The sequence below is a fragment of the Paraburkholderia hospita genome, assembly GCF_002902965.1.
Lineage (GTDB): Bacteria > Pseudomonadota > Gammaproteobacteria > Burkholderiales > Burkholderiaceae > Paraburkholderia > Paraburkholderia hospita.
In genome coordinates, this window is the sequence record NZ_CP026105.1 from 2,784,221 (window position 1) to 2,807,649 (window position 23,429).

The 23,429-nt window shown below is 62.7% G+C and carries 23 protein-coding genes and 2 pseudogenes; 20 read left to right on the forward strand and 5 right to left on the reverse strand.

The window, feature by feature from the left end; translation table 11 throughout:
• Positions 1-12: 12 nt before the first annotated feature.
• A complete protein-coding gene (locus tag C2L64_RS12585; RefSeq protein WP_236674123.1) occupies positions 13-1,032 on the reverse strand; it encodes a LacI family DNA-binding transcriptional regulator in 1,020 nt (339 codons plus the stop codon).
• A 342-nt stretch (positions 1,033-1,374) separates the two neighbouring features.
• Between C2L64_RS12585 and C2L64_RS12590 the strand changes: the two genes are divergently transcribed.
• From C2L64_RS12590 to C2L64_RS12605, 4 genes are all read left to right on the forward strand, one after another.
• Positions 1,375-2,028: a protein-L-isoaspartate O-methyltransferase family protein gene (locus C2L64_RS12590; protein WP_090837034.1), complete on the forward strand. Its 654-nt coding sequence runs from the start codon at positions 1,375-1,377 to the stop codon at positions 2,026-2,028.
• A 19-nt stretch (positions 2,029-2,047) separates the two neighbouring features.
• Complete coding sequence (locus C2L64_RS12595) at positions 2,048-2,371, forward strand: rhodanese-like domain-containing protein (RefSeq protein ID WP_036003302.1); 324 nt, start codon at positions 2,048-2,050, stop codon at positions 2,369-2,371.
• Positions 2,372-2,579: 208 nt separating this feature from the next.
• Positions 2,580-3,029: a DUF2844 domain-containing protein gene (locus tag C2L64_RS12600; RefSeq protein ID WP_090837033.1), complete on the forward strand. Its 450-nt coding sequence runs from the start codon at positions 2,580-2,582 to the stop codon at positions 3,027-3,029.
• Positions 3,026-4,483 carry a DUF3443 domain-containing protein gene (locus C2L64_RS12605; protein WP_090837031.1) on the forward strand — a complete coding sequence of 486 codons (1,458 nt, stop codon included), beginning with the start codon at positions 3,026-3,028 and terminating at the stop codon, positions 4,481-4,483. The genes C2L64_RS12600 and C2L64_RS12605 overlap by 4 nt, the downstream gene beginning before the upstream one ends.
• A gap of 93 nt (positions 4,484-4,576) precedes the next feature.
• On the opposite strand, the pseudogene C2L64_RS54785 reads toward C2L64_RS12605, so the two are convergent.
• Positions 4,577-4,766, reverse strand: a pseudogene (locus C2L64_RS54785) (aspartate aminotransferase family protein); the annotation flags it as partial.
• A 367-nt stretch (positions 4,767-5,133) separates the two neighbouring features.
• On the opposite strand from C2L64_RS54785, the gene urtA reads away from it, so the two are divergent.
• The 4 genes from urtA (at position 5,134) to urtD (ending at position 10,348) form a co-directional block, all read left to right on the forward strand.
• A complete protein-coding gene (gene urtA, locus C2L64_RS12615; protein WP_042316231.1) occupies positions 5,134-6,435 on the forward strand; it encodes an urea ABC transporter substrate-binding protein in 1,302 nt (433 codons plus the stop codon).
• 178 nt (positions 6,436-6,613) lie between these two features.
• On the forward strand, positions 6,614-8,296 hold the full coding sequence (urtB, locus tag C2L64_RS12620; protein WP_090837030.1) for an urea ABC transporter permease subunit UrtB: 1,683 nt from the start codon (positions 6,614-6,616) through the stop codon (positions 8,294-8,296).
• Between the two features lies 1 nt (position 8,297).
• Positions 8,298-9,485 (forward strand): urea ABC transporter permease subunit UrtC, encoded by a 1,188-nt coding sequence (gene urtC / locus C2L64_RS12625; protein ID WP_007582408.1) that lies wholly within the window; start codon positions 8,298-8,300, stop codon positions 9,483-9,485.
• Positions 9,485-10,348, forward strand: a complete 864-nt coding sequence (urtD, locus tag C2L64_RS12630; RefSeq protein WP_007582406.1) for an urea ABC transporter ATP-binding protein UrtD — start codon at positions 9,485-9,487, stop codon at positions 10,346-10,348. Before urtC ends, urtD begins: the two co-directional genes overlap by 1 nt.
• 170 nt (positions 10,349-10,518) lie before the next feature.
• Here urtD and C2L64_RS12635 read toward each other — a convergent pair whose 3' ends face one another.
• The gene (locus tag C2L64_RS12635; RefSeq protein ID WP_090839364.1) at positions 10,519-10,941 is read right to left on the reverse strand and encodes a hypothetical protein; all 423 of its coding nucleotides are present in this window, start codon (positions 10,939-10,941) and stop codon (positions 10,519-10,521) included.
• Here C2L64_RS12635 and C2L64_RS12640 point away from each other — a divergent pair.
• The 8 genes from C2L64_RS12640 (at position 10,940) to ureC (ending at position 17,999) form a co-directional block, all read left to right on the forward strand.
• On the forward strand, positions 10,940-12,187 hold the full coding sequence (locus tag C2L64_RS12640; RefSeq protein WP_090839361.1) for an ISL3 family transposase: 1,248 nt from the start codon (positions 10,940-10,942) through the stop codon (positions 12,185-12,187). The genes C2L64_RS12635 and C2L64_RS12640 overlap by 2 nt on opposite strands.
• Before the next feature lie 281 nt (positions 12,188-12,468).
• Complete coding sequence (locus tag C2L64_RS53195) at positions 12,469-12,621, forward strand: hypothetical protein (RefSeq protein WP_158660506.1); 153 nt, start codon at positions 12,469-12,471, stop codon at positions 12,619-12,621.
• A gap of 249 nt (positions 12,622-12,870) precedes the next feature.
• Positions 12,871-13,563, forward strand: a complete 693-nt coding sequence (urtE, locus tag C2L64_RS12645) for an urea ABC transporter ATP-binding subunit UrtE (RefSeq protein WP_007582404.1) — start codon at positions 12,871-12,873, stop codon at positions 13,561-13,563.
• A gap of 33 nt (positions 13,564-13,596) precedes the next feature.
• A complete protein-coding gene (locus C2L64_RS12650) occupies positions 13,597-14,478 on the forward strand; it encodes an urease accessory protein UreD (protein ID WP_090839095.1) in 882 nt (293 codons plus the stop codon).
• Positions 14,479-14,670: 192 nt separating this feature from the next.
• Positions 14,671-15,474 carry a transporter substrate-binding domain-containing protein gene (locus C2L64_RS12655; protein WP_090839091.1) on the forward strand — a complete coding sequence of 268 codons (804 nt, stop codon included), beginning with the start codon at positions 14,671-14,673 and terminating at the stop codon, positions 15,472-15,474.
• A gap of 159 nt (positions 15,475-15,633) precedes the next feature.
• Positions 15,634-15,936: an urease subunit gamma gene (ureA, locus tag C2L64_RS12660; RefSeq protein WP_006048588.1), complete on the forward strand. Its 303-nt coding sequence runs from the start codon at positions 15,634-15,636 to the stop codon at positions 15,934-15,936.
• Between the two features lie 10 nt (positions 15,937-15,946).
• Positions 15,947-16,252 (forward strand): urease subunit beta, encoded by a 306-nt coding sequence (locus C2L64_RS12665; RefSeq protein ID WP_090839089.1) that lies wholly within the window; start codon positions 15,947-15,949, stop codon positions 16,250-16,252.
• Between the two features lie 40 nt (positions 16,253-16,292).
• Entirely contained in the window at positions 16,293-17,999 is a 1,707-nt protein-coding gene (ureC, locus tag C2L64_RS12670) for an urease subunit alpha (RefSeq protein ID WP_090839087.1), read from the forward strand.
• A 64-nt stretch (positions 18,000-18,063) separates the two neighbouring features.
• Here ureC and tnpA read toward each other — a convergent pair.
• A pseudogene (tnpA, locus tag C2L64_RS12675) lies at positions 18,064-18,482 on the reverse strand (IS200/IS605 family transposase).
• A gap of 21 nt (positions 18,483-18,503) precedes the next feature.
• Here tnpA and C2L64_RS12680 point away from each other — a divergent pair.
• From C2L64_RS12680 to ureG, 4 genes are all read left to right on the forward strand, one after another.
• Positions 18,504-19,706: an RNA-guided endonuclease InsQ/TnpB family protein gene (locus C2L64_RS12680; RefSeq protein ID WP_101541252.1), complete on the forward strand. Its 1,203-nt coding sequence runs from the start codon at positions 18,504-18,506 to the stop codon at positions 19,704-19,706.
• A gap of 62 nt (positions 19,707-19,768) precedes the next feature.
• The gene (gene ureE, locus C2L64_RS12685) at positions 19,769-20,404 is read left to right on the forward strand and encodes an urease accessory protein UreE (RefSeq protein ID WP_007735642.1); all 636 of its coding nucleotides are present in this window, start codon (positions 19,769-19,771) and stop codon (positions 20,402-20,404) included.
• A complete protein-coding gene (locus C2L64_RS12690; protein WP_090839097.1) occupies positions 20,391-21,071 on the forward strand; it encodes an urease accessory protein UreF in 681 nt (226 codons plus the stop codon). The genes ureE and C2L64_RS12690 overlap by 14 nt, the downstream gene beginning before the upstream one ends.
• A 38-nt stretch (positions 21,072-21,109) precedes the next feature.
• Positions 21,110-21,751, forward strand: coding sequence for an urease accessory protein UreG (gene ureG, locus C2L64_RS12695; RefSeq protein WP_007735647.1), 642 nt, complete (start codon positions 21,110-21,112; stop codon positions 21,749-21,751).
• Positions 21,752-22,062: 311 nt separating this feature from the next.
• Here the strand turns inward: ureG and waaA are convergent, their stop codons facing one another.
• Positions 22,063-23,361 (reverse strand): lipid IV(A) 3-deoxy-D-manno-octulosonic acid transferase, encoded by a 1,299-nt coding sequence (gene waaA / locus C2L64_RS12700; protein WP_090839086.1) that lies wholly within the window; start codon positions 23,359-23,361, stop codon positions 22,063-22,065.
• Positions 23,362-23,429: the final 68 nt, after the last annotated feature.

Consider the following 23,429-nt stretch of genomic DNA (forward strand, 5'->3'; position numbering starts at 1 on the left):
GCGGCTTCCCTCTCAAGCGCTCTTTCTGACCACGAGCCGGTGCGGCAGCAGCACGCCCGGCACGGTGTCGCGCGGATTCGCCAGCCGTTGCAGCAGCAGGCGCGCGGCTGTCTCGCCGAGTTCGCGCATCGGCTGCGCGATCGTCGTCAAGGGTGGATCGATCTGCGCGGCAAGCGAAATGTCGTCGAAGCCCACGACTGCGACATCGTCGGGCACGCGCTTGCCGACGCTGCGCAAGCCCGCGATCACGCCAATCGCCAACGTGTCCGACACGGCGAAGATGGCCGTCGGCGCGTCTGCGTACGTCATCAGCAGCGCGGCCGCCGAGGCGCCCGCTTCGTAGTCGAGGCTGTTCACGTTCTGGCGCCAGCGTTCGTCGGGCGCGATGCCCGCGTCGCGCAATGCGTCCAGGTAGCCTTGCTGGCGCTGTTGCGCGTACAGGTAGTGATCGTCGGAATTGATCAGCGCGATGCGCCGGTGGCCGCGCGCCAGTAGATGACGCACGGCGTCGCCCGCCGCGCGGTAGTTGTCGATGCCGACGTACGGCACGCCCACGGACGAATCGAACTCGCAACACGCCACCCACGGCAGTGCGTTCGATTCCTCGGCAAGCGCCTGTTGCACCGTGGCCGGGTCGAGGCAGATCGCGCCGTCCGCCCGGCGGCGGCGCAGCAGGTCGAAATAGCTGCGCTCGCGGCCCGCATCGGCACCCGTGTCGCACAACAGCATGAAATAGCCGTGCTGGCGCGCCACGGAATCGATCCCGCGAATGACTTCCGCATAGAACGGGTTGCCGACGTCGGGGACCATCGTCAGCAACAGGCGGCTTTCGGCCGTGCGCAGATTGCGCGCCAGTTCGTTCACGCGGTAGCCGCTCGTCGCGACGGCGGCGAGCACCTTGTCGCGCGTCGCGGGGCGCACGTTCGAATGCCCGTTCAGCACGCGCGACACCGTCGCCACGGACACACCCGCCTGCTCGGCGACGCCCGCAATCGACAGCCCTTCCGATGCGGCGCGTGCCGAGCCCCGCATATCGGGCTCGGCCGCGCCGGATGGCTGCGCTTGCGGGTCACGTTGCGACGGTTTGTCCACCGGTTCTCGCTCCGAGAATGTAATCGATTACATTTTTGGTCGACATGGGCGCGAAGCGCAAGTCTCATCTCGTAGGGACTTTCACCGAGGCGCGGCGCGCCAAAGAATCCGTTCGCCCGCGTTGGACCTGCCCGTGACAGGGCGGCATCGACGTGTGGTTTGGTACAATTTCACAGTTAACCGGGTTACACCCAGCAGTAACAGCCCAGGCAACATCCAATGGAAGCAGTGGTCCCCTAATACATCCGCTGCCCGCGTCTCAACCACACCGCCGAATTGATCATGAACATCGAACAAGCGCGTTTCAACATGATTGAACAGCAAATCCGTCCGTGGGAAGTGCTCGACCAGGACGTGCTGAATCTGCTGTCGATCGTCAAGCGTGAGAACTTCGTGCCCGCCGCGTATCGCGAACTGGCGTTCGTCGATTTCGAAATTCCGCTGCCTGCCGGCCAGCATATGCTCGCCCCGCGGATCGAGGCGCGCGTACTGCAGGAACTGGCGGTGAAAAAGCATGAAAGCGTGCTGGAGATCGGCGCGGGTTCGGGCTACATGGCCGCACTGCTCGCGCATCGCGCGCAGCATGTGCTGACGGTCGACATCGAGCCGGAACTGGCCGAGCTGGCCCGCGCGAACCTCGCGGCGAACGGCGTGCTGAACGCCGAAGTCGCGACGGGCGACGGCGCGCGCGGCTGGGGCGCAGCCGCCCCGTACGACGTGATCTGCGTGTCGGGCGGACTGCCCGTGCTGCCGCAGGAAATCCTCGAACATCTGAAGGTGGGCGGCCGTCTTGCGGCGTTCGTCGGCACCGCGCCCGTCATGAAGGCGCAGATCATCACGCGCGTCGACGAGAAGCAATTCCGTATCGCCGACGTGTTCGAAACCTACGTCGAGCCGCTGCAGAACGCCGTGCACGCGCCGCGCTTCAAGTTCTAAGCACCACGCGAGACCGACGATGCAAAACCTGACCGCTTCCGCCCTCGCCGAATGGCTCGCTGATCAATCCCGCCCGGCGCCCGTGCTGCTCGACGTGCGCGAACCGTGGGAAATCGAAACGGCGAAGATCGCCGGCAGTGTGTCGATTCCGATGCGCGAGATTCCCGCGCGCAGCGAAGAACTCGACGACGACGTGCAGATCGTCTGCATCTGCCATCACGGCGCGCGCAGCGCGCAGGTCGCGATGTTCCTCGAATCGCGCGGCCACAAGGACGTGTTTAATCTGTATGGCGGCATCGATGCCTGGTCGCGTCAGGTCGATCCTTCCGTGCCGACTTATTGAGCGTCTTTCGCTTCACGTTGCTGTATCCGACGCGCCGGTGATTCACCGGCGCGTTTTTGTTTGTGCGCTCGGTTTTGCTCTGCGGCATACCGCATCAGATGTTTCCTTCGAAAATTCAGAAATCTCAGACGCCGATTAGGAATATTACTACGGCATCCTGATTATCTATCGAACAACATAGCGTGTTTCCTTTCAAGGGCATGACACTATGAAATCGATCAGGATCGCGGCGGCGTTGGCATTGCTATCGCCCGTCGCCTGCCACGCAACACTCGGCGCAGCGCCGTCGGCGGATGCACATACGCCGCAGCCCGCGCTGCGCGCCGCCGCTGCCGGCGCGACGTCTTCGCCGTCTTATACCGTTCACGAATCCAAAACCGCCGACGGCGTCACGGTCCGCGAATATGCTTCGCCTGAGAACGTCGTCTTCGCGGTCACCTGGCAAGGGCCGACGCGGCCTGACATGCGGGCGCTGCTCGGCAGCTACTTCCCCAACTTCATCAATGCAGGACAAAGCCGCGCGCGCGGCACGGGTCCGCTGATCGGGCGCGACGGAGAACTGCAGATCGAATCGCTCGGACATCAGGGCGCCTTCGCGGGCCGCGCCTACGTGCCGCGGCTCGTGCCTGCCACGGTGAAGGTGGAGGATCTGCAATGAAGAAGCTCTTTTCGCATTGCGCTTCCAGTAGCCCGCTTCGCGTCGTGCTGCTCGCGGCCAGCGTCGCGCTGAGCGCTTGCGGCGGCGGAGGCGGCGACGACAACGGCTCCGGCCAGCCCGTGACCAATAACGCGCCTGTCAAGCCTGGAGGGACGGCCGTGGCCCCTGCCGGTGCTAGTGCGCCCTCCGGTGCCAGCGTGCCTTCCGGTGCGAGCGCGGCTCAACCCGCGAGCCCGCCTGAGACAGCCAGTACGCCATCGGCGGCGAGCACACCTGCCGCCGTCACACCGGCCAGCGAGACGGGCACACCCGGCAACAACGACACGCCGCCCGCCCCCGCCGCAGAAAACATCGTGCCCATCAACGTCTTTAGCGACTACACGGACTATCGGGTCGTGAACATGCCTTACGTCAGCGTGACGTTCTGCGTGCCGGGCAAGCAAGGCGCGTCGCAATGCGCGACCGTCGATCACATGCTGCTCGATACAGGTTCGGTCGGCGTGCGCGTCATCGCGTCCGCGCTGGGCGGGGCGTTCTCCAGCAAGCTGCCGTCGCAGACGGGCGCCAGCAACGACACCACGGGAAAGGCGGCCATCGCGCAATGCGCGCTGTTCGCGTCGGGCTATACGTGGGGTTCGACGCGCGGCGCCGACGTCACGATCGGCAAAAAGACGGCGAGCGGCATTTCCGTCCAGGTGATCGGCGACAGCACGTACGCGGCATGGGTGCCTAACGACTGCACGTCGCGTGGCCAAAGCATGAACACCGTCAAAGACCTGGGGGCGAACGGGATCGTCGGCATTGGGCATCTGGCGCATGACTATCCCGAGGCCGCGCAGTCCCCGCAGGTCGCGAATTACTACTACTGCCCGACGCCCTGGTCCTGCACGGCTGCGAGCGTGCCGCTCGACAGGCAGACAGCGAACCCCGTCCAAGCTTTCGCCACCGACAACAACGGCACGATCATCCGCCTGCCCGCGCTGCCGTCGATGGGTCAGGCGAGCGTCAAGGGTGAGCTGGTGTTCGGTATCGGCACGCGCGATAACAATGCGTTGCCCGCCAGGCCGACGATCCTCGTCGTGGGAGATCGCGGGGATTTCACGACCAGCTACAAGACGCGCGCGATGACGAGCGTTATCGATAGCGGCTCGAATGGCTTGTTCTTCCCGGATGCGTCGTTGCCTGTGCAGAACTACTGGTTCGCCCCTGCCGCCGTACAAAGCCTGAGCGCTACGGCCTTCTCCAATCCTGGCGACGTGCAATCGACGATTCCATTCTCGATTGCCAATGCATCGACGCTGTTCGACCTGGGCTATGCCGCGCACGACAATCTCGGCGCTCCGATCAGCAGCATGTTCCTGTGGGGCTTGCCGTTCTTCTATGGGCGCGACGTCTACACGGCATTGAGCGGCATGCAGGCTGGCGCGCAGAAGGGGCCTTACGTGGCGTTCTAAACCGCGACAGGCTCTGCGAGAAGCGGACATAACAAAAACGGCGGACAGGTCATAAACCTGTCCGCCGTTTTTTCATACTCAGGCCACGCTCAATCAGCTTCCTCCGGCCACCGTACGGAACAGATCACCGATGTGCGCCTCGTCCATGATGAGCGGCGGCGAGAACGCCAGCATATCGCCCGTTTAGCAAGCCCTTCTGGAAACACCGCACGAACACGTCATCAGCGCACGCGCCCAACGCGCCGTCGCGCCGTTTCAACTCCACCCCACCGACCAGCCCAATCAACTGTCTTTTCAACATAGCCAGCCGCACGTCCGTGCACAACAGCGCAGCGGCGATGCACCGGCGTCGCGCCCACGACTCTGAGGAATTGCGGCTCACGCTCCGTTGCAGCGCGGCGCGCACCTGAACGAGGCGCACTCCCTTGTGGTGCACCGCTTTCGCGCCCAAAGCGCATAACGCCACACGACGCCGCACCGCCAGCGAACCGCATTGCAGCAAGCGAAGCGTCTATTGACGCGGCTCCCGCGCAGTTGGCATATGCCTTGCAGTATCCGGCCGGCAAGAGCCTGCACACATAACGCAAACAAGGATTGGACGCACGCCGTTCGTCCGCCACTCACCACCCATCTATGGCAAGGGGAAGCACATGAAACGTCGCAGTCTGCTGAAGCTCGGCTCCATGTCGGGCGCACTCGCGCTCGCGAGCAAGGTTCCTTTCGCGCATGCCCAGTCGGGCAGCGGCCCGATCAAGGTCGGCATCCTGCACTCCCTGTCGGGCACGATGGCGATCTCGGAGACGTCGCTGAAAGACACGGCGCTGATGACGATCGCCGAGATCAACGCGAGCGGCGGCGTGATGGGCCGCAAGCTGGAGCCCGTGGTCGTCGATCCCGCGTCGAACTGGCCGCTGTTCGCCGAGAAAGCCCGCCAGTTGCTGACGCAGGACAAGGTCGCCTGCGTGTTCGGCTGCTGGACGTCGGTGTCGCGCAAGTCCGTGCTGCCCGTGTTCGAGGAACTGAACGGCCTGCTCTTCTACCCGGTGCAGTACGAAGGCGAAGAGATGTCGCGCAACGTGTTCTACACGGGCGCGGCGCCCAACCAGCAGGCAATCCCCGCCACCGAATACCTGATGAGCGCGGAAGGCGGCGGCGCCAAGCGCTTCTTCCTGCTCGGGACCGACTATGTGTATCCGCGTACGACGAACAAGATCCTGCGGGCGTTCCTCAAATCCAAGGGCGTTCAGGAGACCGACATCCAGGAGGTCTACACGCCGTTTGGCCATAGCGACTATCAGACTATCGTCGCCAGCATCAAGACCTTCTCGCAGGGTGGCAAGACGTGTGTGATCTCCACCGTCAACGGCGACTCGAACGTGCCGTTCTACAAGGAACTCGGCAACCAGGGCCTGAAGGCCACCGACGTACCCGTCGTCGCGTTCTCGGTCGGTGAAGAAGAACTGCGCGGCATCGACACGAAGCCGCTGGTCGGCAACCTCGCGGCATGGAACTACTTCATGTCGGTGAAGGGTCCTGGCAACACGAAGTTCAAGGAGCAATGGGCCGAGTGGGTCAAGTCGCAGAACCTGCCGGGCGGCACGAAGCGCGTGACCAACGACCCGATGGAAGCGACCTATGTCGGCATCCACATGTGGAAGCAGGCCGTCGAAAAAGCGAAGAGCACGGATGTCGACAAGGTGCGCGTCGCGATGATCGGCCAGAAGTTCGCGGCGCCGTCGGGCTTCACGCTCGAGATGGACGGCAACCACCACCTGCACAAGCCGGTGATGATCGGCGAAGTGCGCGCGGACGGCCAGTTCAACGTCGTGTGGAAGACCAAGACTGCGATTCGCGCGCAGCCGTGGAGCCCGTATATCGCGGGCAACCAGGGCAAGCCGGATGTCGTCAGCTCGATTCCCGAGTTCCTGCGCCGCCGCTCACGCGTCGCATAACGTGGCATGAGCAACGTGCCGGCGTGTCGCATCAGATGGACGCACCGGCTTGCGCAGCGCGCCGATGTTTCGCTTCGCGCGACGCACCCGGTGCGCCCACGCAAGCGCGCGATGCCCTTGCCGTTTCTCGTGCGAGGGCATCGCGCGCCTGCCTGCAGGCTTCTCACTCAAGACCACTATGGCGTACTCACTTTCCACGCTCGCTTCGCTCAAGGCCCGCTGCGCTGACACGCTGCGCGGCATGCGCGCTCGCGCGCGCGTCGCCGCCGCATCGTGTGCGCTGGGCGCGGCGCTCGCCGTGCTTGCACCCGCGAGCGCCCACGCTTTGACGACCGAAGAAGTCGCGCCGCTCGCCGGCGACGACTTCGATGCGAAGTCGGCCGCCATCGACAAGCTGATCGCGAATCACGACGCGCCGTCGCTCGCGCTGCTGAAGGCGCTGTCCGAAGACAGCGCGCTCGCCACCGATAACGGCAACGTGCTGATTCAGGACAACGACACCGCGCGCGATGCCGTCACGGGCAAGACCGTCGCCGCAGGCGACCCACAGCCGGTCACGCTGAACAACCTGCTGCGCTCGAAAGTCGCGGGGGCATTGTCGGGCCTGCAACTCGATTCGACCGACCCGGCGAAGCGCGCCGCCGCAATCACCGCGCTGCTGCAAAGTCCCGATCCGTCGATGAAACCGCAGATCGACGCAGCCCGCGCAAAGGAAACCGACCCGACGCTGAAGAAGCGCCTCGACACGCTGTGGGCGATGACGGCGCTGCACGACACCGATGCCACGAAGCGTCTCGAAGCGGTGAAGCTCGTCGCCGCGCGGCATGATCTGGACATGTACGAACTGCTGCGCCCGCTCGTCGCGAAGAAGCCCGACGGCACGTTCGCCGAAAGCAGCCCTCAGGTGCGCGAGGCCGCGCAGACGGGCATCGACGCGCTCGATTCGATCCAGCGCCGCAGTGAGATCGCGGGCACGCTGTTCGCGGGGCTGTCGCTCGGCAGCGTGCTGCTGCTCGCCGCGCTCGGCCTTGCAATCACATATGGCCTGATCGGCGTGATCAACATGGCGCACGGCGAGTTCCTGATGATCGGCGCGTACGCAACGTATGTCGTGCAGAACCTCGTGCAGCGCTACATGCCTGGCGCGTTCGACTGGTATCCGCTGATTGCCGTGCCCGCTTCGTTCGCGGTGGCGGCGCTGGTCGGCATCGTGCTCGAACGGCTCGTGCTGAAGCATCTGTACGGACGTCCGCTCGAAACGCTGCTGACCACGTTCGGCGTCAGTCTGATCCTGATCCAGGCGACGCGCATGCTGTTCGGCGCGCAAAACGTGCAAGTGGTGAACCCGTCGTGGATGAGCGGCGGCGTCACGGTGCTGCCGAACCTGATCCTGCCGTACAACCGGCTCGCGATTCTTGCGTTCTCGATGATCGTCGTCGGGATTGCGTGGGCCGTGCTGACGAAGACGCGACTCGGCCTGTTCGTGCGCGCCGTCACGCAGAACCGCCGCATGGCCGCGTGCGTCGGCGTGAAAACCGCGTATGTCGATTCGTATGCGTTCGCGTTCGGCGCGGGCATTGCAGGGCTTGGCGGCTGCGCGCTGTCGCAGATCGGCAATGTCGGCCCGGACCTCGGGCAAAGCTACATCATCGATTCGTTCATGGCCGTCGTGCTGGGCGGCGTCGGCCAGCTGGCGGGCACGGTGATCGGAGGCTTCGGACTCGGGCTGGTCAGCAAGGCAGTCGAGCCGTTCTGGGGCGCTGTGCTCGCGAAGATCGCGGTGCTGGTGCTGATCGTTCTGTTCATCCAGAAGCGGCCGCAGGGCATGTTCGCCCTGAAGGGCCGCAGCGCGGAGGCATGACATGACATCCGCGACTTCTTCCGCTTCCACGTCCGTCGATGCGCGCAGCGACGCTCAGGCGAGCGAACGCGAACGCCTCGAAGGTTTCGCGCTCGGCTTGCCGCCGCGCCCTGCCCTGCTGTCGCGGCGCGCGTGGCAATGCCTGATTGCGCTGATCATCGCGATTGGACTGGGTGTGCCGTTCACGGCGCTGGTGCTGCCGGAAACGAGCGCATTCCATTTGTCCGCGTATGCGATGACGCTGACGGGCAAGCTGATGTGCTACGCGATCTCCGCGCTCGCGCTCGATCTCGTCTGGGGTTACTGCGGTATCCTGAGCCTCGGGCACGGCTTGTTCTTCGCGCTCGGCGGCTACGCGATCGGCATGTACCTGATGCGCGCGATCGGCCATGACGGCAAGTACGGCAGCGACCTGCCCGACTTCATGGTGTTTCTCGACTGGCATCAATTGCCGTGGTACTGGGAAGGCACGCAGCATCTCGGGTATGCGCTGCTGCTTGTGGTGCTAGTGCCTGCCGTGATCGCGTGGGTATTCGGCTTCTTCACGTTCCGCTCGCGCGTGAAGGGCGTGTACCTGTCGATCATCACGCAGGCGATGACCTTCGCCGCGATGCTGCTGTTCTATCGCAACGAGACGGGCTTTGGCGGCAACAACGGCTTCACCGATTTCAAGCGGATTGCGGGCTATCCGATCACGCATGCCGGCACGCGGACCGCGCTTTTTCTACTGACGTTCGCGGTGCTCGTGCTGGCGTTCATCGGCGCGCGCGCGATCGTGACGTCGAAACTCGGGCGCGTCGTGACGGCCGTGCGCGACGGCGAGACGCGGTTGATGTTCCTCGGCTACAGCCCGCTTGCGTACAAGCTGTTCGTGTGGACGGTATCGGCCGTGCTGTGCGGGATTGCGGGCGCGCTGTATGTGCCGCAGGTCGGCATCATCAATCCGGGCGAGATGTCGCCGGGCAACTCGATTGAAATGGCGATCTGGGTGGCGGTTGGCGGACGCGGCACGCTGATCGGGCCGATTATCGGTGCGTTCGCGGTGAATGGCGCGAAGAGCTTTTTCACGGCTTATTTTGCGGAGTACTGGCTGTTCTTTCTGGGGTTGATCTTCGTGCTGGTGCCGCTGCTATTGCCGAACGGGATCATGGGGCTATTCGAGCTCGTGACACGCAAGAGGAACCGCTGATGAATGAAAACCCGATGGTTCCTGATCTTTCTCTTCCTGAAGAACACGATGGCCGCGCGCTTTCCGGCGTGGCGTCCATGGGACGCGTGGTCACGCCTGGCGAGATCGATGTATCGCACGGGGCGATTCTTTATCTGGAAGACGTGACGGTTTCGTTCGATGGGTTTCGCGCGTTGAACGCGTTGTCGCTGTCGATCGATGTGGGTGAGTTGCGATGCATTATTGGGCCGAATGGCGCCGGCAAGACGACGATGATGGATGTCATTACCGGGAAGACTTCGCCCGATTCGGGCAAGGTATTTCTTGGGCAGACGATCGATCTCACGCGGATGAATGAGCCTTCGATTGCGCGCGCCGGGATTGGGCGCAAGTTTCAGAAACCGACTGTGTTCGAGCAGCATCCCGTGTGGGAGAACCTCGAACTGGCCATGAAGACCGACAAGGGTTGGTTTGCGTCTTTACGCGCGCGGCTGGATAGGGCGGCTCAGGCCCGGATCGAGGAGACGTTGTCGTTGATTCGTCTGGAAGGCGAGGCGCTGCGGCCCGCGGGTGAGCTTTCTCATGGGCAGAAACAGCGGCTCGAGATTGGTATGTTGTTGATGCAGCAGCCTGCGTTGTTGTTGCTTGATGAGCCTGCGGCTGGCATGACTGATGATGAGACTATGGAGTTAGCTGCTCTTCTTAATCACTTGCGTGGGACTTGTTCCATGATGGTTGTTGAGCATGATATGGAGTTTGTAGCTGCTTTGGCCGGTGAGACCGGTAAGGTTACTGTGATGGCCGAGGGCCGCGTGCTAGCTCAAGGGACGCTTGAGGATGTTAAGCGCGATGCGGCTGTGGTTGAGAGTTATTTGGGGCGCTAGTTTTGGTTTTGTCTGCGACGCTTTGGGTGGTTGGCTGTGTGATTTCGCTGGCATCCGCGATTTGTTGGCCTGCTTCACGCGTCGCCCCTGTGCGGGGCGGCACCTACTTTTCTTTGCCGCCGCAAAGAAAAGTGGATCGTCGGGGGAATCTATGGGTGAAATCGATGGATTCAGGCGACGTTGAGGAAACGACATAGCTTTCGGCAGGTGGCATCGAAGAGGCCTTGCTCGCGCTCAGAGCGGTCATCCAGGAGCGGGCCACCGTCTTGCTCGTCGATATACCGTAACACTATCGAGCGCGCGTCCAGCTTCCTGAGTTCGCGGTAAAGCTGCCGCTCTTCAACGAGACGACCACCGAACATCCAGATGAAGTCCCGATGCTGGTGCAGGGTTTTTCGGCTGTAACCGCTGTCCAGAAGATTCAGGAGATACGGTGTGAATACCTTGACGAGATCCTGTCCGAACGGAATGTCCTGTTCCTCAAGGCTCCAGGACTTGGGCCAGTTTTGCAGGTCGGGAACGAGTCGTTCAAGATCGCTTGATCCGGGTGTGACAATGGCGGTATTCCCGACGATTTTTCGCTTGCTAGCCATGCTTTTGACCCGCTTGCTCAATTCCTGTCATCATTTCCCCGGATTCGTTTATGAAGGAGCGCGGCTGTGCGAAAGGACGCATACCATTGAGATTGACGTGCGCCCACGTAAGGGATCCAAACCAGTTTGTTCGTGCTGCAACGAGCGCGGAAGCGGCTACGATACGCTCGGAGAACGTCGCTTCGAGTTCATCCCGATCTGGGGTTTTGCCGTCATTCTGCTGTATTCGATGCGTCGTGTCGATTGCCGTCAGTGCGGCGTAAAGGTTGAGACGGTACCGTGGGCCATCGGCAAGCATACGTTGACGAAGGCATACATGCTGTTTCTGGCCCAGTGGGCTCGTAAGCTGTCGTGGAAAGAAACCGCGCTGAGTTTCCGGACCAGCTGGGAGAAGGTCTTCAATGCCGTGGAATGGGTAGTCGACTGGGGGCTGAATCATCGTGAGCTCGGGACGATTCGCGCTTTCGGCGTTGACGAGATCCAGTATGGCCGAGGGCACCAGTACCTCACGCTCGTCTACCAGATCGAGGCCGGCTGCACGCGACTGCTCTGGGTCGGACAGGAACGTACTCAGGAGAGCTTCGCGAAGTTCTTTGCGATGATCGGCAAGCCGCTGTGCGAGAAGGTCGAATTCGTGTGTTCCGACATGTGGAAGCCCTATCTCGAAATGATTGCGCGCCATTGTCCGAACGCCCTGAACATCCTCGACCGTTTCCACATCGTTGCCAAGATGAACAAAGCGATCGATGAGGTGCGCGCCGATGAGGCCCGGCGCATGACGCGTGATGGCTATGAGCCTGTTCTGAAAAAATCCCGCTGGTGCCTGCTCGCGCGACGCGAGAACCTTACTGGCAAACAACGTGTTCGCCTGCGTGACCTACTCCAGTACAATTTACGTAGCGTACGTGCCTATCTGCTCAAAGAAGAATTCCAGCAACTCTGGGACTACATCTCTCCTGTCTGGGCGGGCAAGTTTCTCGACCAGTGGTGCAAGCAGGTGATGCGCTCACGCATCGAGCCGATGAAGAAGTTTGCCCGGACCGTGCGCTCGCACCGGGAGCTGATCCTCAACTACTTCCGTGCCAGAAAGCAGTTCTCCAGCGGCGTCATCGAGGGGCTGAACAACAAGGCCAAAGTCACCATGAGAAAAGCGTACGGCTTCCGAACCTTCCGATCCACAGAAATCGCGCTCTATCATGCACTTGGCAAGCTTCCTGAGCCTCCATCTACCCACACTTTTTACTGACGAACCAGAAAAGTAGGCAAAAGAAAGCGGCTCACACCGCCAGCTTTTGTTTTTGCCTGAGGGCCCCCACAGGGTCTTACGCTTCACACGGCAATCACATGACTCATGTTGGTTGCCAACGCTTTGAATGAACGCCTCACCCACTTCAGACACCCGTACACGTGTTAGTGGCAGCGAATGGTATGTGCCGCCCAGGTGGCAAACGGTGTGTGGGTTGTCGCGTCGTATAGCCTGGCGCTCTGACAGGGTGGGACGCGTGCGCTATCGGTCCGAAGTGAGGCGTGTGGAGCACTTGGGCCGACACACAGTTTGCCACCTGGGCGGCGGTGGACTATCTGGCAAGGCATGCTGAAACGCGGGCGCGTGAAGCGGGTGAGGCGCAGCGCAAGAGCGTTGGCAACGAAGGCGAACAGGAAGGTTGCCGTGTGAAGTGAGGGACCGGTTGGGGGCCCTCAGGCAAAAACAAAAGCTGGCGGTGTGAGCCGCTTTCTTTTACCTACTTTTCTTTGCGGCGGCAAAGAAAAGTAGGTGCCGCCCCGCACAGGGGCAACGCGTGAAGCAGGCTAACAAATCGCGGATGCCAGCGCAGAAGCCAAAACACCAACCAGCAACCGGCGGATGCAAGCGAAAACACCTGCACACAGAACCTGCCGCTCGCCAAAGAGCAAAAAAGGACCCACGAAATGCTAGAAGTAGAAAACCTGAACCAGTACTACGGCGGCAGCCACATCCTCCGAAACGTGAAGCTAACTGTACCGGACGGAAAACTAACGGTACTGCTAGGTCGAAACGGCGTAGGCAAGACAACACTGCTAAGAACGCTGATGGGCGTAGTCCCCATCAAGACCGGCGAAATCAAATGGCGCGAAACGCCAATAACAAAACTCGCCCCGCACGCGCGCGTAGCGCAAGGATTGGCCTACGTGCCGCAAGGCAGAGACATCTTCCCAAGACTAACAGTAGAAGAAAACCTGCTAGTCGGCGCAGCCAGCAAAAAAGCCCCGAAGAAAATCCCAGACCGGATCTACGAACTATTCCCCGTCCTGAAGGACATGAAAGCCCGCCGCGGCGGCGACCTCTCCGGCGGCCAGCAGCAACAGCTCGCCATCGGGCGAGCACTCATGAGCGAACCGCAACTGCTGATCCTCGATGAACCCACAGAAGGCATCCAGCCATCCATCATCCAGGACATCGGAAGAACCCTCCGCCAACTCGTCGAAGAAATGGGCCTGACCGTGCTGCTCGTCGAGCAATACTACGACTTCGCCAAAGCCATCGCCGACCGCTACTGGGTCATGAGCCGCGGCGAAATCATCGCGGGCGGCGAAGGCGCCGACATGGACAACGACGGCGTGCGCACGCTGATCGCGGTATAACGGCGAACCATCGTTAGCTGCTATCCTCGCCGCATGTCGCTTCACGAACACCACGCCACGCTCGCCACCATCGACGACCCATCGCACGCCCTGTGGCGCGCGCGGCTCGAACTCGGCTTCGCCAAACACGGCGAGCGAACCACCCTCGCCCATCGTCTGCACGAAGGCCCGTTGCGCCTGCAACGCCCGCTGTACCCGGAAGGGCCCTCCATCTGCCACGCCGTCATCGTGCATCCGCCCGGCGGCGTCGCGGGCGGCGACCGGCTCGATATCGACATCCGCCTCGATGCGAATACGCATGCCGTGCTCACCACACCCGGCGCGACCAAGTGGTACAAGTCGAATGGCCGCACCGCGCAACAGCGCATCGCGATCCGCGTCGGCGCGAACGCCAGGCTCGACTGGCTGCCGCAAAACAACATCGTCTTCGATCACGCCAACGCTTCGCTCGACTTCTCATTGACGCTCGACGAAGGCGCCACCGCGCTCGGCTGGGACGCGACGCAACTCGGCCGGCAAGCCGCGGGCGAAACCTGGTCGGCCGGACATCTGCGAGCGGTGTCGCGCATTGTCGGCGCCGACGGTCAGCCGTTATGGTTCGAACGCGCGAAGCTCGCCGCCAGCGATCCGCTGCGCGGCGCGCCGCAAGGTCTTGCGGGCTTCCCCGCATTCGGCACGCTGTGGGCCGTCAGCCCGCAATGCGACGACGCGCTCGCCGAGGCGCTCACCGCCCAGTTGCCCTTCGACGATTCGATTCGCGCCGGCGCCTCGTGCGTGTGCGATGGCGTGCTGATCGTGCGGGCCGTCGCGCGATCGATGGAGACGCTTCAGCATGCGTTGACCCAGTGCTGGCTGCACTTGCGGCCAGTCGTGCATCAGGTCGACGCGAAGCCGCTGCGCCTCTGGACAACCTGAGCGAATCGCGTCGCCGCACCATTTCCGGGCATCGCAGCGCGCCAACGTGGTGCAACAGCGCATGCAAGCAACGGGAAAGCCTTGCCCGGTCTGCATGGCATAGCCCTTGCTGCTTATGACGCCTCGCGAGCGCCGCATCGAAGGCGCATTGCGAAGCCCGCTAAAAATCACACGCCGAAGCTGATCGCCAACATGACCCAAACGACTGCACATCGCCCGCGCCGCGCGTGGCTCGCCGCCCTGCTGCTCGCGCCGCTCCTGACGCTCGCCGCGCCCCTCGCCCACGCCGACACGCTCGACAACATCACGAAGGCAGGCGTCCTCAAGGTCGCCGTGCCCGAAGACTATCCGCCGTTCGGCTCGGTCGGTCCGGACCTGAAGCCGCAAGGCTACGACATCGACACAGCCGCGCTGCTCGCGAAGTCGATGAACGTGAAGCTCGAACTCGTGCCCGTCAACAGCGCGAACCGCATCCCGTATCTGCAAACCAACAAGGTCGATCTCGTGATCTCGTCACTCGGCAAGACGCCGGAACGCGAGAAGGTCATCGATTTTTCGACGCCCTACGCTCCGTACTATCAAGGCGTGTTCGGTCCCGCCGACATCAAGGTCAGCAACCCCGCCGACCTCACCGGCAAGACGGTCGGCGCGACGCGCGGCGCGCTCGAAGAAATCGCGCTCACGCAGATGGCGCCGAACGCGACCATCAAGCGCTTCGAAGACAACAACGCGACGATCGCCGCGTTCCTGTCGGGCCAGGTGCAGTTGATCGCGGCAGGCAACATCGTCGCCGCCACGATCCTCGCGAAGAATCCGCCGCGCCGCCCGGAGCCGAAGTTCGTCATCAAGAACTCGCCGTGCTTCGTCGGCATGAATAAAAACGAGCCGCGTCTGCAACAGAAGGTCGATGCCGCCATCGCGCAGGCGAAGCAGGACGGCACGCTCAACTCGATGTCGAAGAAGTGGTTCAGCGCGCCCTTGCCCGCCGATCTGTAAGCAGCGCGTCGGTTGATACTGGTATCGTGACGCGGCCGTGCGCCGCGCACGGTAGGGACTGCAGCGACGGAGCGGCGGCGACCGGGGCAGCAACACCGTGCGCAGCGCCGGAATGACCAACGCGGCCCTCGCTCACGCGGGCGCCATAGGATGAATGCGATGAAGCTCACTCCACGCGAAAAAGACAAACTCCTGATCTTCACGGCCGCGCTGCTCGCGGAACGACGCCGCGCACGCGGCCTCAAGCTCAACTATCCGGAAGCCGTCGCGTTCATCACGGCAGCGCTGATGGAAGCCGCGCGCGACGGCAAGACGGTTGCCGAAGTGATGCACTACGGCACCACGCTGCTCACGCGCGACGACGTGATGGAAGGCGTGCCCGAGATGATTCCCGATATCCAGGTCGAAGCCACCTTCCCCGACGGCACGAAGCTCGTGACCGTCCATCACCCCATTCCGTGACGAGGCGCGCATGATCCCAGGTGAACTGATTACCGACGACGGCGAACTCGAACTCAACGCGGGCCGCGCGACCATCACGGTCACGGTATCGAACACGGGCGACCGGCCCGTGCAGGTCGGCTCGCACTACCACTTCTACGAAGTCAACACGGCGCTCGCGTTCGATCGCGAAGCCGCGCGCGGCTTCCGCCTGAACATCGCGGCAGGCACCGCCGTACGCTTCGAGCCGGGCCAGGAACGCACGGTCGAACTCGTCGCGCTGGCGGGCGACCGCGTCGTCTATGGCTTCAATGGCAAGGTAATGGGCAAGCTCTGATCGCTGTGCTGACGCGCGAACATTCGGGAACCTCTCAAACATGACATTACGCATTGGCCGCCGCGCATACGCGGAAATGTTCGGCCCGACCACGGGCGATCGCGTACGCCTCGCGGATACGGACCTGCTGATCGAAGTCGAACGCGACTACACGATCTACGGCGAAGAAGTGAAGTTCGGCGGCGGCAAGGTGATTCGCGACGGCATGGGCCAGTCGCAGCGCGTCGCCGCCGACGTGGTCGATACCGTCGTGACGAACGCGCTGATTCTCGATCACTGGGGCATCGTCAAGGCCGACATCGGCATCAAGAACGGCCGCATCGCGGGCATCGGCAAGGCGGGCAACCCCGACATCCAGCCGGGCGTGACAATCGCGATCGGCGCGGCGACGGAAGTGATCGCGGGTGAGGGGATGATCGTGACGGCGGGCGGTATCGATACGCACATTCATTTCATCAGCCCGCAGCAGATCGAAGAAGCACTCGCGAGCGGCGTGACGACGATGCTCGGCGGCGGCACGGGCCCCGCGACGGGCACGAACGCCACGACCTGCACGCCGGGGCCGTGGCACATGGAGCGCATGCTGCAGGCCGCCGATGGCTATCCGATGAATCTCGGCTTTCTCGGCAAGGGCAACGTGAGCCAGCCGCAGCCCGCGCTCGAACAGATCGCCGCGGGCGCGATCGGCCTGAAGCTGCACGAGGACTGGGGCACGACGCCCGCCGCGATCGACAACTGTCTGTCGGTGGCCGACGACACCGACACGCAGGTCGCGATTCACACGGATACGCTGAACGAAGCGGGCTTCGTCGAAGCGACCGTGGCCGCGTTCAAGGGCCGCACGATCCACACGTATCACACGGAAGGCGCGGGCGGCGGCCACGCACCCGACATCATCAAGGTGTGCGGCGAGGCGAACGTGCTGCCTTCGTCGACGAATCCGACTCGCCCCTACACCGCCAACACGCTCGACGAACATCTCGACATGCTGATGGTGTGTCATCACCTCGATCCGTCGATTGCGGAAGACATCGCGTTCGCCGAATCGCGCATCCGCCGCGAGACGATTGCCGCGGAAGACATCCTTCACGATCTCGGCGCGCTGTCGATGCTGTCGTCGGATTCGCAGGCGATGGGCCGCGTGGGCGAAGTCATCATCCGCACGTGGCAAACCGCGCACAAGATGAAGGTGCAGCGCGGCGCGCTGCCCGAGGACAACGCGCGCAACGACAACTTCCGCGCGAAGCGCTATGTCGCGAAGTACACGATCAATCCGGCGCTCACGCACGGCATCGCGCATGAAGTCGGTTCGATCGAGCCCGGCAAATGGGCCGATATCGTGTTCTGGGAACCGGCGTTCTTCGGCATCAAGCCCGCGTTGATCCTCAAGGGCGGCATGATCGCGATGGCGCAGATGGGCGACCCGAACGCGTCGATTCCGACGCCGCAACCGGTGCATTATCGCGAGATGTTCGCCACGCGCGGCGGCGCATTGGGCCGCACGTCGCTGACTTTCGTGTCGCAGATGGCGCTCGATGCGGGCGTCGCCGAGCGTTATGGCCTGAGCAAGCGTATCGTTGCAGTGAAGAACTGCCGCAGCGTCACGAAGGCGCACATGATCCACAACGCGTGGCAGCCGTCGATCAGCGTCGATCCCGAGACGTATCAGGTGATCGCCGACGGACAGTTGCTGACCTGCGAGCCGGCAAAAGTCCTGCCGATGGCGCAACGCTATTTCCTGTTCTGACCCGGTGCGCGGCACTCCAGCCCGGGGAAGGATAGCGCGGACGACGCAGGCTTCCTTTGGGTGGTCAGTGCGGCGTTTGCTGCTGTTCGATGTATTGGCGGATGATTTCGATTGGCGCACCGCCACAGCTACCGGCAAAGTAGCACGGCGACGATAGCGAACTACCACGCCATAGCTTCCTGCAGATGCTCGGGTAGTTCTTCTTGCGGATCATCCGGCTGGATACGCCCTTCAGGCTGTTCACCAACGCCTAGACGGCCATCTTCCGCGGGTAGTTCACGAGCAAATGTACGTGATCCTCCTCATCGTCGAACTCCACCAGTTCCGCCTCGAAGTCGTCGCAGGTGTTGGAAAAGATGTGGTGCGGGTCGCCGAGAATTTCCCTGGTGAACACGTCCCGGCGGTGTCTGGTAACGAAGACGAAATGGACATGCATCAAAGGCCGTTATGTCTTCCGCGCCGGATATCGTTGTCGTTGTTCATAGACCAAACTACACTATCCGCATGCAACGCCTCCAAGCCTTCAAATACGAACTCATGCCAACGGGCGAACAGCAGCGCAAGATGCGCCGCTTCGCCGGAGCGTGTCGCTTCGTGTTCAACAAGGCGCTGGCGTTACACAAGGAACGTTACGAACGGGGCGAGAAGAAGCTGGGTTATGCCGGTCTGTGCAAGTTGCTCACTGAATGGCGAAATGGCGTGCGGACGCCTTGGCTCAAGGATGCGCCGACGCACCCGCTTCAGCAGGCGCTCAAGGATTTGGAACGCGCCTATACCAACTTTTTTGCCAGGCGGGCCGACTCCCCGCGCTTCAAGAAGAAGGGCCAAGGCGACAGCTTTCGCTATCCCGATCCGAAACAGGTCAAGCTCGATCAGGCTAACAGCCGCATCTTCCTGCCCAAGCTTGGCTGGCTGCGCTATCGCAACAGCCGGGATGTGCTCGGCGCGATCAGGCAGGTCACGGTGTCGGCCAGCGGCGGCAAGTGGTATGTAAGCATCCAGACCGAGCGCAATGTCGATCAGCCGTTGCCGCAAGTCACCAGCGCAGTCGGTATCGATATGGGTATTACGCGCTTTGCCACGATGAGCGACGGCAATTACCTCGCGCCGCTCAACAGCTTCAGGCGGCACGAAGCCCGACTGCGCCTCGCACAGCGGGCCATGAGCCGCAAGACACAGTTCAGCAGCAACTGGAAGAAGGCAAAAGCCCGCGTCCAGCGCATTCATTCCCGGATCGGCAACGCCCGCCGCGATTATCTGCACAAGGCCACGACCGCGATCAGCCAAAATCACGCGATGGTGTGTATCGAGGACTTGCAGGTGCGCAACATGTCAAGGTCGGCGGCAGGCGACACCGGGCAACCGGGCAAGAACGTTCGGGCCAAGTCCGGCCTGAACAAGTCAATCCTCGATCAGGGCTGGTTCGAGTTCCGCCGCCAACTGGACTACAAGCTGGCGTGGAATGGCGGCTACCTCATCGCCGTGCCACCGCAGAACACGAGCCGGACGTGTCCGGCCTGCGGTTGCGTGCGTGCGGAAAACCGGCAGACGCAAGCGAAATTCGCCTGTGTCGAATGTGGGTTCGAGGAAAACGCCGATCTGGTCGGCGCGATCAACATCCTGGCGCGAGGACATCGCGTTGCAGCCTGTGGAGAGCCGGTGCAGTCAGGCCGCTCCGTGAAGCAGGAACCCGCCGAGGCGATCTGAGACACGCACCATCGTTTCAGACGCAGTAGAATTCCCTGCCTTCAGGCAGGGGAGGATGTCAAATGCGAACGATCGACAAGCTGTTGGGCGCTCATATCAAGCTCGCGCCCGTTCTCATCAAACGCGCGCCGACGCTGACGCTGGCGTTCGACGCGCGCTGCAAGAGCCGTCTTGCCGCGACGCTCGACGGCGGCGAAGAGGTTGCGCTGCTGCTGCCGCGCGGCACCGTGCTGCGCGACGGCGATGTGCTCGTCGCCGACGACGGCTGCCTCGTGCGCGTGGTCGCGGCGCCTGAGTCGGTGCTGGTCGTGCGCGCGCCTGATGTGCTGACGTTGACTCGCGCCGCGTATCACCTCGGCAACCGGCATACGCCCGTCGAGGTCGGCGCGGACTATCTGAAACTCGAATACGACCCGGTGCTCGCCGATATGCTCAAACGCCTAGGCGCACTCGTCGATCAGGTCGAGATGCCGTTCCAGCCGGAGACGGGTGCGTATGGTGGCGGGCATCGGCATGGGCATGACGAGACCTTCGCCGAGGACTATGCACTCGCGCAGCAGGTCTATGGTGAGCATCATGGGCATGCGCATTCGCACGATCATGGGCATGAGCATCACGACCATGCTCACGATCACGATCATGACCACAGCGAGTGCGGTCACGATCATGGCCACGGTCATCATCATGCGCATCGCTGAACTGACCGCACTGTTGCATCTCGCGTCGCCGGCTTTGCCGATCGGCGCATTCAGCTATTCGCAGGGACTCGAAGCCGCGATCGAAGCGAAGCTCGTCACCGATGCCGATAGCGCCTGCCAGTGGATCAAAAGCGGCCTCTCGAACGTGCTTGCGCACGGCGAGTTGCCGTTTCTCGCGCATCAGATCGAACGTTGGCGCGCGCATGATGCCGCTGCGTTGATGCAGGGTAACCGGGAGTTTCTCGCGAGCCGCGAATCGATGGAATTGCGGCGCGAGACGGAGCAGATGGGCTGGTCGCTGCGGCAGTTGTGTGCGTCGCTTGAATGGGGCGATGCGGAACGCCGGGCGACGCTTGCGTCGATAACGCCGATTGCGCAGCCGACGGCCTTCGCATTCGCCGTGTTCGCGCACGACGCCGCCACGGATGCCGCCCTCGCGGCCTACGCATTCAGCTGGGCCGAGAACCAGGCGGCCGCCGCGTTGAAGGCCGTGCCGCTTGGTCAGCTTGCCGGACAGCGGATTATCGTTGCGCTGCGCGAGCCGATCGACGCCGCAGTGAGGCAGGCGCTCGCCACCTCATCCGATGACATCAACACATTCGCGCCGCAACTCGGCATTTTGTCGTCGCGTCACGAGTCGCAGTATTCGCGGCTCTTTCGCTCATAGCCATTTGTTTTTCACGATTTGCTTTTCACGGTCAGAACATGAACGCTCCTCATCCGATGCATCGCACGAAGAAACTACCGCCGCTGCGCGTGGGCGTCGGCGGGCCTGTGGGCTCTGGCAAGACGACGCTGCTCGAAATGCTCTGCAAAGCGATGCGTGACAAGTACGATCTCATCGCGATCACCAACGATATCTACACGAAAGAGGATCAGCGCCTGCTGACGGTGGCGGGCGCGCTGCCTGCCGAGCGCATCATGGGTGTGGAGACGGGCGGGTGCCCGCATACGGCGATACGCGAGGATGCGTCGATCAATCTCGAAGCGGTTGACCGGATGCTGACGCGGTTTCCTGATGCCGATATCGTTTTTATTGAGTCGGGTGGCGATAATCTCGCGGCGACTTTTAGTCCGGAGTTGTCGGACTTGACCATCTATGTGATTGATGTCGCAGGCGGTGAGAAGATTCCTCGCAAGGGCGGGCCCGGTATCACGAAGTCGGATTTGCTCGTTATCAATAAGACCGATCTAGCGCCGATGGTCGGGGCGAATCTCGATGTGATGGCGTCGGATGCCGCTAAGATGCGCGGCGCGCGGCCTTTTGTTATGTGCAATTTGAAGGCGCTTGAGGGGCTGGATCGGGTGGTTTCGTTTATTGAGGAGAAGGGGTTATTGCGGGTGTGAGGGTTTTTTGTCTGCGACGCTAGGGATGGGTTTTTGCCTTTACGCTGGCATCCGTGTTTTGTCGTCCTGACGTTGCCGTTTGGTGTTTTGGCCTTTGCGCTGGCATCCGCGTTGGCGCCTTCGCGGCGTGGGCGGTTTGGTTGGTTTTGCCTTTACGCTGGCATCCGCGCTTTGTTATCGTGCTTCATGCGTCGCCCCTGTGCGGGGCGACGCTTGAACGGCAAACACCATAACGCGGATGCCAGCGACAGCAATAGCAAAAACGCAGACGCCAGCGCAGAGGCAACAAAACCCAAAAGAGGCCAGCCGCCTCAGGCTGACAATAACGTCGTCAGCACACTGACCGTGCGCGCAGTCGCCCCCCGATGCCTCGCGGCGAACGCAGAAGCCGCCCCACTCATGGCCACCCGCCGCGCCTTATCCTCAAAAAGCTCGCGCAGCACGCGCCCCAGGTCCGCTGGATCTTTCACCTGCACACAAGCGCCTGCAGCCACAGCATCCGCCGTCGCCTGCGTAAAATTAAACACATACGGCCCGATCAACACAGGAACGCCAACACCACATGCCTCGATCAGATTCTGCCCACCCAACGGCAGCAGACTGCCGCCAATGAACGCCACATCCGACGCCGCATAGTAAGCACCCAACTCGCCCATCGAATCGCCGAGCAGCACCTTCACGTCACGCGGCAAGTCAGGCACAACAATTTCACCAGCAGCAGCGCCCGTAGGCGCCCACGCCGAGCGTCGAACGCACCGCAAACCCTTCTTCTCGACCAATGCCGCAACTTCATTGAAACGCTGCGGATGACGCGGCACGAGAATGAGCAGCGCATCGTCGATCCCAAGCGCCGCGAACGCCTGCAGCACCAGTTCCTCTTCGCCCTCTCGCGTGCTCGCCGCAACCCACACAGGACGCGTACCGATAGCCGCGCGCCACGCTTGCCCGCGCGCCGCGAGTTCCGGGGGCGTGCTCATGTCGAACTTCAGATTGCCGAGCACGGCGACATTGCGCGCGCCAAGTGCAGAGAGCCGCGTCGCATCCGACGGACTCTGCGCGAGCACGCGCGCAAACCCGCCGAACACGCCGCGCGTCGCACTGCCAAACTTCGCCGCGCGCCGGTACGAACGCTCCGACATCCGCGCATTCGTCAGCACGAGCGGCACGTCGGCGCGGCGGCATTCGTCGATCAGCGTCGGCCACACTTCGGTTTCCATCACGAGACCGACGGACGGCCGCCACGCCTTCAAAAAGCGCCGCACCGCGTGCGGCATGTCGTACGGAAGATAGCAGCGCAGCACGCGATCGGCGAAGATCTGCTTGCCCGTCGCGCGGCCGCTCGGCGTCATGTGCGTGAGCAAAATGCGCGCGTCGGGCCGCGCCTTGAGCAGCGCCTCGATGAGTGGCTGCGCGGCGCGCGTCTCGCCGACCGACACGGCGTGCACCCAGATCAACGGCATATCGTCCTCGAGCACGCGGCCGCGCACGAACCCGAAACGCTCGCCGATATGCTCGCGATAGCCGCGCTCCTTGCGCGAACGGATCAGAAGACGCAGCACCGCGAGCGGCGCGATCAGCCACCACAGCGTGTTATAGACGGCCCTCAGCATCGGGCCTCCATACGCGGCATCAGGAACGGCATAGAGACGGCCGCGCCTGCGGCGCCTCGCACTACGTT